Genomic DNA, 12,069 nt, shown 5'->3' with positions numbered 1-12,069 from the left:
TCATTGAGATGCTCCCAGTAAGACTCAGCTAAAACCGAGATTTCTCCCGCTCATTCAAATTGACACCTACTGCCGGTGAAACCTTAGAAACAGATTGCTCGAACTGTTGCCGTATGGGTATCTCAATCCAGAATTCAGTTCCCTCTCCCGGAGCCGATACGCACCTGAGCGAACCGCGATGTTTTTCCACTATTTGATAGCCGATAGACAATCCCAATCCAGTACCTTTCCCTACAGGTTTGGTAGTAAAAAACGGCTCAAATAAACGTTTTTTTACATTTTCCGTCATGCCCGCTCCATTGTCAGCGATTCGCACGCATACACAATTAGAACTTAAAAGTTCAGTGCGAATCCGAATAGTAGGTAAAAAGGCAGAATTTGATTGATTTTGCACGACAGCAAAACAATGATTTGCTTCGTCATATAAAATATCAATAGCATTAGTCAAAACATTCATAAATACCTGATTTAATTGTCCAGCCCAGCACTCCACCAAGGGCAAATTTCCGTATTCTTTGATGACCTGGATGCCCGGAAAATCAGCTTTAGGTTTCAGCCGACTATCCAAAATCATCAAGGTGCTGTCAATGCCTTGGTGAATGTCAACCGACTTCATTTCAGCTTCATCCAAGCGCGAAAAATTCCGCAGAGAAAGCACGATTTCGCGGATGCGTTCAGCTCCCAAATTCATAGATTTTAGGATTTTAGGCAAGTCTTGACTGATAAAATCCAATTCGATCTCTTTTAGTTTCGCTTGCACTTCGGGTGTTGGGTTCGGATATTGCTGCTGGTATATTTCTACAAGTTCCAGCAAGTTTTGAGTATATTCGCCTGTATGGATCAGGTTGCCAGAGATGAAGTTGACAGGATTGTTAATTTCGTGGGCAACTCCAGCCACCAACTGCCCCAAGCTGGACATTTTTTCAGTTTGGATGAGTTTCAATTGAGCGGCCTGCAAATTTTTCAGTGCCGTTTCTAGTTCAGCGGTGCGCTCTTTTAGTTGAATTGTACGATCGTACACTTGCTGTTCTACTTTTGCGGTACGTTCTACAGACATCAACAGGTAAATCGTCAAGCTGCCAGTCATCAATAGTCCGATCGCGCCAATTGCCAGCGAACCCTGATGCGTCCTCAGACTGTTGTACCCATTCCCGGGCAAAACTAGCAGCATCCACTGGCGGTCTGCTACGTTAAATAAGCGAGTGCAAGCACTCAGATATTGACAGATTTTTCCCCGCAAATTAGCTAACTCTGGCTTTTCGTGTTTTGGGTTATCTATCAACTGCTTAGCTTGTGAGTCGTATCGCACCAGAAAGCGTTCTTTCTCTATAGCAGAGTTGTCATAGAGGTAAAAATTAATGTTGTCTAAATTTAGCGATTCTAAAGAGAAATCGACCATATTGGTAATCTGAAACAGACCCGCAATAACTCCCATCAGGTTTTGGCGGCTGTTGACCGAGTTATCTGCAGAATTTGTGCGGCTGGGTACTGGTAGAAATACTTGCAATCCCGGTTGATTGTTGCTGACTAATCTAATCCGCGCGGAAGCCGCTATTTTCCCGGTATTCACCGATTTCTCTAAAGCTGCTTTGCGCTCGGGGTTGGAGGCAACATCAAAACCGAGCAGTTTGTTATCTTCTTCTAGTGCTTCTCTGTAGGTAATTGGAAAATATTCCGATCGCACTTTTGCTTCGATCGGCTGTTGGTCAGGAGCTCGCTCGTAAATTTGAAATGCCGGAAAACCTTCGGCTCGAATTGTCCGTTCGTAAGCTGCTTTTTGGGCAGCAGGCACGCGCCGAATCCAGTTAACAGAATGTATAGCAGAATTTCGGGAAAGTGCAGGTTGAGCGAATTGCTTAAAATCTTGTCTGGTAACTTCAGTAGATGCGCTGTAGAATGCTTCAAGTGAGTACAGAAATTCTAAATTTTTATTGATGCTTTGCTGCAATGCCACATTCAGGCGATCGGCTTGCTGATGAAATTCAGCTTGCATTCGTTGGTTTTCCCCATCCCAAACGACTGCTGCGGCTGCCAAGGACAAGCTTGTACCGGTGCAAAGAGTCAGCGCTGCTGGAATGTAGCGACGGTGAGACAGTAAAATTTCCGTCACCGAATTAAACCAATTGCTCGCAACATTCATATTCTCAAACCTTCTGCCACCGGAGTGTAATTCGTTTAAATACTTGTGAAATTCCTTGATAACACGAAGGACAGCGCAGAAACTAAATTGTCTAAAAACTTATAATCGCACGAATAGGACTTACCCTGAGAAAGGCGATTTGTACCAAAATATTGGTGTGGTAACGGCAAATCGGGGAAGAAATCGGTTTCTTACGAATAGTGCATCCACGACTGAGGAATTGAAACCAATTGTAACTAACTGTAACGAAGCGAGTTCCTATCTGGGCGCTCCCCAACTTCCTGCCCCGGAAGAACCCAGGAACGAGAAAAATTATTTAAAATCTTGTAGGGCGGACACTCCTGGCCCGCCCTACAAAGCAAAGTTAAATCCAGAACAGCTTACAAAACAGTCCCTATTTCCTTCAAATAAACCCGTGTAAACGGTTCATCATCGCCCAGAGTATACTGTTCGATCAATCCCTGGCGGCGAATAGAAATACTACTTCCTTCCCTCACCACCACAGTATCGTCATCAGTGCTTTCTCTGACCAACATCATCTCAGTTTCTCCCGGATTGTCCAGCACCACCATATTGCTGCCCCGATAAAACATTCCCTCATCTTCCAAAATATCTTCGGGATATTCAGCAATTAACAAATCGAGCTTGGGATGCCGCAGCAAACTTTGCACGTTAAGATGGTAATTTTTATTCAAAACTTTTTCAGAACGGTTGACAAAAAGTCCACCGCGACAAACAGCACCGATTGTCCAATCGGGATGCTGCAACAGAATGTGGTCGATGGTTTCTTGCAGTTCTTGCACCGAAATTCGGTTGAAAGTAATAATCGGAATTCTGGCGGATTTTCCCGATTGAAAGAAAGTTTCGATTATATGCGAAGGCACATCAACACCTTCGCCGACAGCCGGGTTGAGGTGCATGAAAATTCCCGGCGCGGCATTGATCTCGATAATCCCAAAATTGCCTGTTTTCCAAGATTTGGTGAGAGTTTCTGTTACCACATCAATCCCCAAACAAGTTAACCGAAAATGTAGGGCGATATCTTGAGCCAAAACAATGTTATCCGGGTGAATAGTGCGGGTAGCGTCGATGCTGACGCCGCCTGCAGAAAGATTGGCGACTTTGCGCAGAGACACAGTGCGATCGCCCTCTAGGACACTATCCAATGACAGCCCTTGTTCTTCCAGATACATTTCCATCGCTTCGTCGGACTGAATTTTGCTCAGGGCCGAAGTTGGCGTATCCAAACGTTCTGGTTTGCGGTTTTCGCGGCGGATCAATTCGCGAATTGTTGAGTCGCCGTCCCCTGTTACCCAAGCGGGCCGGCGTTCAGTTGCAGAAACAAATTTGCCGTCAACGCACAGCAGCCTAAAATCCGCTCCTTTGATGCTGTTCTCCACAATTACTCGCACCGGATCTGTTTCGGGAATTGCCTTAACTGCTCTTTTAAAAGCTGCCTGCAATTCCTCACCATCTCGGACATCTGCTGTGACGCCAATTCCTTTATGACCGACTACTGGTTTGATAGCAACTGGGTAGCCAATTTCTCTAGCAACTGCCAGAGCTCCGTTTTCTGTGGAGACGATATCGCCTTTGGGAACAGGAAATCCTAATGTAGCGAGAAAAGCTTTACAATCGTCTTTGCGCGTGGTAAAATCTGAGTCTAAATGGCTGTCAGAATCAAAGGTAGTTGCAGAGCCGCGAACCAGTTTTTTGCCGTACCCGTATTGCATTAGTCCTTCATCCCACAAATAAAATGCGGGAATGCCTTTTTGGGATGCCGATCGCATTAACGAATAAACTGTCGGGCCTCCGTAAACTGACTGCCGGAACATATTTTGCAGCGCGCCCATTTGTGCTTCCAAGGGAAAGTCTTGATTTTGATTGATGGCTTCAAACCAATCCCAAACAGCGTAAACTACTGCTCTGGCGCTGCGGGCGTGAAGTGATTCTATGCTGATTCTGTTAAAGTGAGAAAACGGCTTGACGTTCCAGTGTTGGAAATGCAAACCCATGTCGAGTTTTGCTACTTCTGAGGCGGTACGCCCGAACAGTTGGGCGTGGTTCGAGAAAGTTTCTTGCAGGAGTTGCGGGTAGCGATCGCCAATAATTTTCTGGTAATGTGCGATCGGCAAAGGTTCCCTCGCGCCCGTCACCGCTAAATCAAAAACTAAAGCCGCGGTGTCTAAATAAGGGTTTGGCCCGATATAGTGTTTGAAGTTGAAAACATCAAAAATATCGGTTTTTCGAGCATTGACGCGGGCTGTTTCGGTGCTTTTTTCTTGCAGCATTTTCTAACCTCCTTTGAGCTAACTTTTTACGGTAAGTCTCTTGTCGGTTCATGGGATACTACCTGCGGGCATAGATATTGCAGCAGTCAGACAAATACTGCGACCAATTTTGCCTTCAGCATAGCGGGAGAGGATGAGTGGGAGAGTGGGAGAATGGGGGAATGGGGAGAGGGGGAGAGCGAGAAAATATTCCTTCTTCCTTCAACCTCTGACTCAGCATTGATGACTAAGCACTTATGACTAATGACTACTTTTTTCCCAGTTCACAAAAAAAACCTATAACTTTTGAGAGGTGCAGCGCCCACTTAAATTGTTTATCAATGTGAAAGAGAATTTAAGAGGCAGCAAATCATGAAGATAGCACAAACTGCTCTCAGGGATAAAGTTCACCACTTAGCTGAGGAAGCATTTCATCGGAAGCTGATTTCTGGCTACGGCGACGGTCAAAACAGCAACGAATATCAGATTGTCTGGAACGGCAAACCCAGACACCTACCTTTAGAACGGGCGCGTACAATATTGAGCAATTTGATCGAACGATCGCACTAAGGGGCGATCGGACTAATTTAGGACTTACGCTCATAAACCCGGTTTCTACGAGGAATAAGAGGTTTATGAGGGAAACATCCAGTCAGAAATCGAGTTTATGCCCCCCGCGCGCGTAAGTCCTGATAAATTCAACTCATTTTTTGACCCACCTCTATCCTGTTAGGGTAGAGGGGGTTAAGTTTTTTTTAGCAAAAAGATCTTTACAGCCCGCGACCCGAGCAAACAAACCCCAGAACCATTGAGTTTTGTGCGTCCAGGAATCATCAAATTCAGAAAATTCAGATAATTTTGTGTATCTATCTATACCTTTTGGCAGTTTTCAGAAAAAAGAATTTTGTGTTTTAGTGAAATTTAATAAATTAAAAGTGGAGATAATATGGCCAGCAACGAAAATCAGGGGAAGTTGCTAATTATTGGGGGCGCAGAAGACAAAGAGGGGGAGTGTAAAATTCTGCGGGAATTCTTGCGCTGCGCCGGAGGCACTAAAGCCCACATTGTGATCATGACGGCTGCGACAAGCCTGCCGGGAGAAGTAGGAGATAATTACATCCGAGTGTTTGAGCGACTCGGCGCTGAAGATGTGCGAGTGGTTGACACCCAGACACCCGAAGATGCCAAAAATCCTGAGTATTTAGAAGCGATCGAACAAGCCACTGGCATATTCTTTACCGGCGGAGATCAAGCGCGGATTATTAGCTGCTTGAAAGACACCAAACTCGACGTAGCTATGCACAAACGCTACTCGGAAGGGATTATCATTGGCGGCACGAGTGCCGGCGCGGCGATGATGCCAGACATGATGATTATTGAAGGAGACTCCGAGACAAATCCCCGCGTTGATGCGGTAGCAATGGGCCCGGGAATGGGTTTCCTTCCGGGAGTTGTCATCGACCAGCATTTCGCCCAGCGAGGTCGTCTGGGACGGTTAGTTACCGCACTCTTGCTGCAACCGGCCGTGTTGGGATTTGGTATTGACGAAAATACAGCTATTTTAGTCAGCGGTGACGAGTTAGAAGTTATTGGCGAAAGCGCTGTAACAATCATCGACGAGTCGGAAAAACTCCACGACAATATAGATGGACGGTTGAAGGATGAGGGTTTAGCGATTTGCGGCGCCAAGTTGCACATCCTCCCCCACGGATATCGGTTTAACTTGAAAACTCACCAGCCGGTGCTCAATAACGTACCACTTACAGCAGACAGGGAAACGGCGATCGCCTAATTTACTTGCTACAGGCAAACATCTCAACATTATGTAGGGCGGGCAGTACGCACTTTACCGCTGCAACGAAGTACGATGGTTAAAAACCCCGTTTATGCGTCCAAAATTAATAAAAAGAAGAGGATTTTACCTCTTCTTTTTTCTGGCGGTTTCGGTTTTTTTAAGCACTTTTCTGTTCACCAAAAATCGACTGCTGCCCTTCTTCAGTCGATATTAAATTCCACCCTTGAGTTTTCAGCTTCTGAAATGTTGCCCATCCCTTAGAACCGCCAGGTTCCCGGTAGTCGGATGCAGCGAACTGCGGAAAAGCCGTGTAAGGCCGCCACGCTTGACGGGCTTCGGTGCGCAAGTGCAATATCTTTTCTCCATTGCCTCCCAATCTGGGCAACCAACACATTTGTTTTAGCATTTTTAAGCCTCCAGAGTTTTACAGTAACGGTAATTCGCCAACATCCCACATTAAACTTTTAGAGCCTTAGACCCACTGCTCGAAATATCTAACGGGTAACAGGGACGGATGAGATTTTCACCGATTACCAATTACTGAGGTAGCAGCAGTCGTTAAAGCTGATTTGGGTTCTACAAAGTTGGCCAGTGAAAGACTACTAAACAAGTCCTGCCAAGGCATAAGCAAAAATAATCATTGCTATTCTCGGCTCAAACTTGACTTAAAGTCGATCGCGCGAAAATCCAGTTGCATAAAGCATTCATTTTTCTGGTTTCCCTTGCCTGATAATTACAAGCCGATCCTCGCCCTTTCCGCCTAAAATGACATCTTTCTACAGTATTAGCTCTGTCAGCTAAAAAATGTTCCTTTAGTTACAATTATTAAATATTTGTCACGATTTATCTAGTTATCAAAAGTTAAATTAATTTTCACAAACAGCGCTTAATAATTTTTAGTGACTTTAACTACATTTTAGATTTAAATCTGACCTCCGGGTGCTTGTAGGCGCATCTTACTAAATCCTGCGGGTGCCCCATAAGCACCTTACAACATAAGAGTTACAGGTTTAACTCTTAAGAACGATGGCGACAGATTTGCAAAATTGTAAAAATGAATACTAATCACAGCTATAAGTTCTGCAAATAAGATATTCATGGCCGCTGCAATTGAATTTAAACTCTTCGCTCCCAACAACAAAGCAGCTACACGGATCGGCTCATTTTCCAAATGGGATGAAATTCCCTTACAAAAAAATGATAAAGGTTATTTCCGCACTAAAATTCAGTTAGAAGACGGTATTTATCAATACAAATTCCGAGTTCAATCGCAAAGTCCCTATTTTGAGCTGGACGAATGGGTAGAAGTCAACGATCCCTACGCCACTGAAATTAACCGCACTACTCATACAAGTGCAGTTCGCATCAAAGCCGGGGAACGAATTATTGATACCTATGTTTGGCAGCACGATGACAAAGAACTCCCACCAAATGAAGAATTAGTTATTTACGAACTGCACGTTGCTGATTTTTCCGGCGCAGATGGTTCCGAAAGTGGCGGTAAATTCCAGCAGGTTATCGAGAAATTACATTATCTGTGCGATTTAGGGATAAATGCGATCGAACTAATGCCAGTTAATGAATATCCGGGCGATTATAGCTGGGGCTACAAAGTCCGCGATTTCTTTGCCGTAGAGTCAAGCTACGGTGCAACCGCAGATTTGAAGCAATTGATTGACGAATGCCAAAGTTTTCGCATTTTTGCCATAGAAAATCTCGCGGGGAAGACTTTCGATATCGAAAAGCTCAAGCAAGTTCTGGATGGCAAACAACAAGGCTATCAAAATACAACTAATGCGAGCGATTATTTAGCCAGCCACGATCGCGACCACTTGCTGGCGGAAGCAAGCTTTCGGATTCTCGACCGAGAAACTGCTTTTAAACGCGCTAAATTGGGAGCGGTTTTGTTAGTAACAGCAGTAGGAATACCGATGCTGTGGATGGGTGAAGAGTTTGGCGGGTGGAGTTGCCAAACTCCGAATCAGCAGAATAAACTGCAATGGAATTTGTTAAAAAACCAGCCAAATCATGAGTTGTTGGAATACTACAAACACGCGAGCCGGCTGCGGCGATATTTGCCGGCATTTTATACCTAAAATATTGAATTTATCCACGAAAATCCCGAAGCCAAAGTGCTGCCTTACTACCGCTGGAGCGATGCGGGAACGCGAGCTGTGGTTGTAGCGAATTTTTCGGATACTTATCTATCTGCTAACAGCATTCCTAACTTTCCGGCGGGAACTTGGCACGAGTTGATGTACAATAAAATCGTAGAAGTTGGGGAAGAAGGCTTTAAGTTTGATTTGCCGGAATGGTCAGCGCAGGTATTTGTTTGAAAGCAGGAGAATTTATGTCTCCAGGCAGATGATAAGTACAGTTGTACAACATTAAATGGTAGTTAGGACTGGCGAACCAAACTCAAGAAACCGGGTTTTTCTACCCTGGCGGATGGCTGGAACGATACTTTTTTGTAGAAAAATCCGGCTTCTGCGTCAACGCCGTGCGATCGTAATTCCTGGTATTGAGAATCACAATTGCACGGGGACGTGCCAACTGTCAATTAACACAAACCTTGTGGGAGGACAAACTCTATGGGCTGGCTAAAAAGACTGTTTGGTTTAGAAAAACTTGAAAATCAAGAAAATGTTGAAGCTCCCGCTTACCAAGCACCTGCTGCTCCATCTCAAACTCAAGCTCAACCTGCTGGGAGCACTCAGACAATCCCGCCGGAACGCATGGGATTGAATGGAGAATACGATCAAAGCGGTTTAGCTAAACGAGTGGCTCAGGCCTTTGATGCAAATCCTGATGTTGCAGATATTGAGACTGTTTATGTGGCTCAACTGGGTACAACGGTGGTTCTCAAAGGTACAGTTCCCAGTCAGGAAATTGTCAACAAGTTGGTGACAATTGCTAAAGGTGTTAAGGGTGCAACTGGGGTGGAAACTAATCAAGTTACTGTCGGCTAGCCCGACGGTTGTTGATAACGGTTAACGGTTAACTTTTACAGGACTTACGCATTCCGACGCCTAGAAACCGGGTTTTGTAGCGAGTCGGCCGGCAAGAAGGAAATATTTTCGTAAAAAACCCGGTTTCTGATTCCCTATGCGTAAGTCCTATTTTAGCAGTTAACGTTTATAAGCTGTTGGGCATCTTGCGCTATATTGACTGTAAAATTTTAGATGGGCCAGCGCTTAGCAACCGCCCTGACGATTATGGCGTTCTTAATTGCACTTTCCCCATGCGGTCGATTGCAACTTCTGTCTTCCTTCTTCCTTCTTCTGTAACTATTTTTTTGAGTTATCTTGCTTTACGTAAAAAAATATGACCGGGGAAACATTACAACCTACTCGCGGAAAATTAGAAAGGACTATTGCCCAGGGAATTCAAGCTTTGTACCGCTCTCAACTCGGACACCAAACGAGTCAGGCGCTCTGCAATCTTTTGGATAACAAATTGATAATTGTGATCGAAAATGCGATTACTCAACCAGAAAAACTGCTGGCTCAGAACGGTCAGGAAGACTTGGCTTCGCAGGTGCGAGTACAACTAGAATCGGTACTAGAATTGCAACTGAAAGACTTAATCAAAGAGGTTTTGGGCGTGCGAGTGACTGATTTGCTCACCGATGCGACCTTGGAGACTGGCCGCACAGCAACGATCGCAATTTTGGAGTTTGCACCTAAATTTCGCGATTCTAATCATAAGTCTAAAACTCAACCAAAAACGGCTGAGACTTGAGGTGGTAGCGGATAATTGCTTCTAAATCCTTGATGTTAAAAGGTTTGGATAGATATGCAACGCACCCGGCTTCGAGAATCCGATCGCGGTCTTCTGCTTTTGCTAGTGCTGTGATAGCAACAATCGGAATATCTACGAGCTCCGGGTTTTGTTTGATGCGGCTTACTAATTCTATACCGTCTATATCTGGCAGGCAAATGTCGAGTACGATTAGGTCGGGATTTCGATCGACTGCTGCTGAAAGAGCTGCGTACCCGTCAACTGCGCCCACGCATTCGCAGCCGAATAAATCGAGTATTTGTGTCAGAAGCTCTAAGTTGTCGTGATTGTCGTCTACCGCCAAAACTAAAGGACGGTTGTAAACCGCCTGTTGACCGCTATTGAATGACGAGGGTTCCAAATTATTCTTCCAAGTAGGGTAGTTCATAAATGCCGATCGAAATTAATTCGATCAAAAAAGTTGTCCCCGAGGCATTCCTCAAGTGGCGCTCCGGCACTTGAAACAGATTGGCTCGTATTTGTAGCTCTCACAGGGCTAGTCTTCAGTCTAGCTCGATTGTACAATATCCATGCAAGCTGGATCGCTGGCTGCACGAGTCGATCGATGCCATAACATCTCCCTATTTTTACCTATCCCAGCGCCAATTACCAACTTAGGCCCTACAGGTGCGTCAGCTTTGGTAACAACACGCGATAAATAAGAAAAATCTTATTAAGAAATAATGCTAGCTTAATTGCTTTGAAGAGTGGCGGTATCTTTTGCAGGATACTACCACAAGTAGACGCCGATTGCCCTACGTGAATCTATCTCAAGGCAGATTATATCCGAAACTTAATTTAAAAAACTTCCACCTGCTGAGAGATACTTGTTTGTCTGGTTTATACTTCAATGTTTCTAAGTAGTAATTATCGCAATTTTAGCAAGTAAGAATATCAGTTTTTACTTGGTTTAACCCGATTTCAACCTAGGAGATTTTGATGACAATTGCAATCAGAGACGACCTGACTTACATTTTGCTCAAAAAGATTGGCAGCACCCAAGGCAGCGGGGGTGAGTCGGAAATTAGGAATGCAGCCGAAGAATATGTCGGTCGAGAAGTTGCGGAAGCGGAATTGCTCGGTCATTTGGACTACCTCAACCAAAGGGAATTTATCAAAGCGGAGTTTAGTGGAGAGCCTTACGGAGGCACTGAGTTATTGCCGCCTTTAGTGGCATTTCAAGAAGCTGATTTAACAGAAAAAGGCCAGAAACTGTTACAGAAAATGGAGACGAATCCTCCCAAGTCCCTCCACCAAGAAGGGTCGGCAGTTCCTATCGCTTCTAAGGATATGCCGTTTTTGGAAAAAGTGATGCTAAAAGGTCACTTGGAGGATATTTTTGATGCCCGCGACATTACCGAATTGGTGTACCGGATCATGCGCGATGTGATGACAACAGAAGCGTCCGATCGCGTGGAAGCTGAACTGCACAAAGAAGTTTTGCCTACGGACGACAAAACCCTGCAGCAAGAAATAGCAGACCTCTGGAAAGATACCAATCCGCTGGTGGGATTGCTGAGCCGGGTGCGTCGGCCTTTGACCGGCGAGCCTGCACCTTTGGGGATCGATGGCAATTTGTTTGCACGGAGGGTGGAACTAGAAGGCGGACTTCCTCCGGGAGTTAAACCGGAAACTGCGATCGCGGCTGTATTTTCTGCCACGAAGGATGAGTTGTCCCAGGAGCGAATTCAGGAAATAGCGGGCTTTTTGCCGGACAGAATTCGGGAAATTTGGGAGTCGGCTTAACAAGATTTTTTCGGGTATAAATACTTACAAGCCGGGTTGACGAACCAGCATTCTGCCCTCTAGAGCCAGAAGCTTTTCTCATCAACCCGGTTTCTGTATACCTCTTGCCTTGTAACTCTGCAATTGTTGTGTAGTGAGGATTTGAGTCCCGGTAAAACTCGCTCGGACTTGAGTCCTCACTACTTGTTCGATCGCTCGTTTCTTGCCTTGTAACTGCGGTGAGAAACCCGGTTTCTAACCGAAATTGTAGGCAAACCAGAAACATCCTCAGAAACCAAGTTTCTCGCTCCCGGGTTGGGTCAAGCCCATAGATGCCACAAAAGTGTTGTAATCTATAA

Annotated in this window: 11 protein-coding genes; 7 read left to right on the top strand and 4 right to left on the bottom strand. The window is 45.1% G+C overall.

What is annotated here, in order from left to right; translation table 11 throughout:
- Positions 1-28 precede the first annotated feature (28 nt).
- Positions 29-2,140 (bottom strand): CHASE domain-containing protein, encoded by a 2,112-nt coding sequence (locus QUB30_RS10960; protein WP_333333058.1) that lies wholly within the window; start codon positions 2,138-2,140, stop codon positions 29-31.
- A 380-nt stretch (positions 2,141-2,520) separates the two neighbouring features.
- The gene (locus QUB30_RS10955) at positions 2,521-4,431 is read right to left on the bottom strand and encodes an ATP-binding protein (protein ID WP_333333056.1); all 1,911 of its coding nucleotides are present in this window, start codon (positions 4,429-4,431) and stop codon (positions 2,521-2,523) included.
- Between the two features lie 351 nt (positions 4,432-4,782).
- On the opposite strand from QUB30_RS10955, the gene QUB30_RS10950 reads away from it, so the two are divergent.
- Together QUB30_RS10950 and QUB30_RS10945 are read left to right on the top strand one after the other, a co-directional pair.
- Complete coding sequence (locus QUB30_RS10950; protein ID WP_333333054.1) at positions 4,783-4,980, top strand: hypothetical protein; 198 nt, start codon at positions 4,783-4,785, stop codon at positions 4,978-4,980.
- 376 nt (positions 4,981-5,356) lie between these two features.
- Positions 5,357-6,202, top strand: a complete 846-nt coding sequence (locus QUB30_RS10945) for a cyanophycinase (protein WP_333333052.1) — start codon at positions 5,357-5,359, stop codon at positions 6,200-6,202.
- Between the two features lie 160 nt (positions 6,203-6,362).
- Here the strand turns inward: QUB30_RS10945 and QUB30_RS10940 are convergent, their stop codons facing one another.
- The gene (locus tag QUB30_RS10940) at positions 6,363-6,611 is read right to left on the bottom strand and encodes a hypothetical protein (protein WP_333240385.1); all 249 of its coding nucleotides are present in this window, start codon (positions 6,609-6,611) and stop codon (positions 6,363-6,365) included.
- Positions 6,612-7,302: 691 nt separating this feature from the next.
- Between QUB30_RS10940 and QUB30_RS10935 the strand changes: the two genes are divergently transcribed.
- The 4 genes from QUB30_RS10935 to QUB30_RS10920 all read left to right on the top strand — a co-directional run bounded on the left by QUB30_RS10935 (position 7,303) and on the right by QUB30_RS10920 (position 9,946).
- The gene (locus tag QUB30_RS10935; protein ID WP_333333050.1) at positions 7,303-8,301 is read left to right on the top strand and encodes an alpha-amylase family glycosyl hydrolase; all 999 of its coding nucleotides are present in this window, start codon (positions 7,303-7,305) and stop codon (positions 8,299-8,301) included.
- Between the two features lie 3 nt (positions 8,302-8,304).
- Positions 8,305-8,541: an alpha amylase C-terminal domain-containing protein gene (locus tag QUB30_RS10930; RefSeq protein ID WP_333333130.1), complete on the top strand. Its 237-nt coding sequence runs from the start codon at positions 8,305-8,307 to the stop codon at positions 8,539-8,541.
- 255 nt (positions 8,542-8,796) lie between these two features.
- A complete protein-coding gene (locus QUB30_RS10925) occupies positions 8,797-9,174 on the top strand; it encodes a BON domain-containing protein (RefSeq protein ID WP_333333048.1) in 378 nt (125 codons plus the stop codon).
- A gap of 355 nt (positions 9,175-9,529) precedes the next feature.
- The gene (locus QUB30_RS10920) at positions 9,530-9,946 is read left to right on the top strand and encodes a DUF2294 domain-containing protein (RefSeq protein ID WP_333333046.1); all 417 of its coding nucleotides are present in this window, start codon (positions 9,530-9,532) and stop codon (positions 9,944-9,946) included.
- On the opposite strand, the gene QUB30_RS10915 is transcribed toward QUB30_RS10920, so the two are convergent.
- On the bottom strand, positions 9,915-10,373 hold the full coding sequence (locus tag QUB30_RS10915) for a response regulator (protein ID WP_333333043.1): 459 nt from the start codon (positions 10,371-10,373) through the stop codon (positions 9,915-9,917). The genes QUB30_RS10920 and QUB30_RS10915 overlap by 32 nt on opposite strands.
- A gap of 551 nt (positions 10,374-10,924) precedes the next feature.
- On the opposite strand from QUB30_RS10915, the gene QUB30_RS10910 reads away from it, so the two are divergent.
- The gene (locus QUB30_RS10910) at positions 10,925-11,731 is read left to right on the top strand and encodes a DUF2267 domain-containing protein (RefSeq protein WP_333333041.1); all 807 of its coding nucleotides are present in this window, start codon (positions 10,925-10,927) and stop codon (positions 11,729-11,731) included.
- Positions 11,732-12,069 lie beyond the last annotated feature (338 nt).

This window comes from Microcoleus sp. BROC3 (genome assembly GCF_036702515.1).
Taxonomy (GTDB): Bacteria; Cyanobacteriota; Cyanobacteriia; order Cyanobacteriales; family Microcoleaceae; genus Microcoleus.
This window is presented reverse-complemented; position numbering and strand designations above follow the sequence as displayed.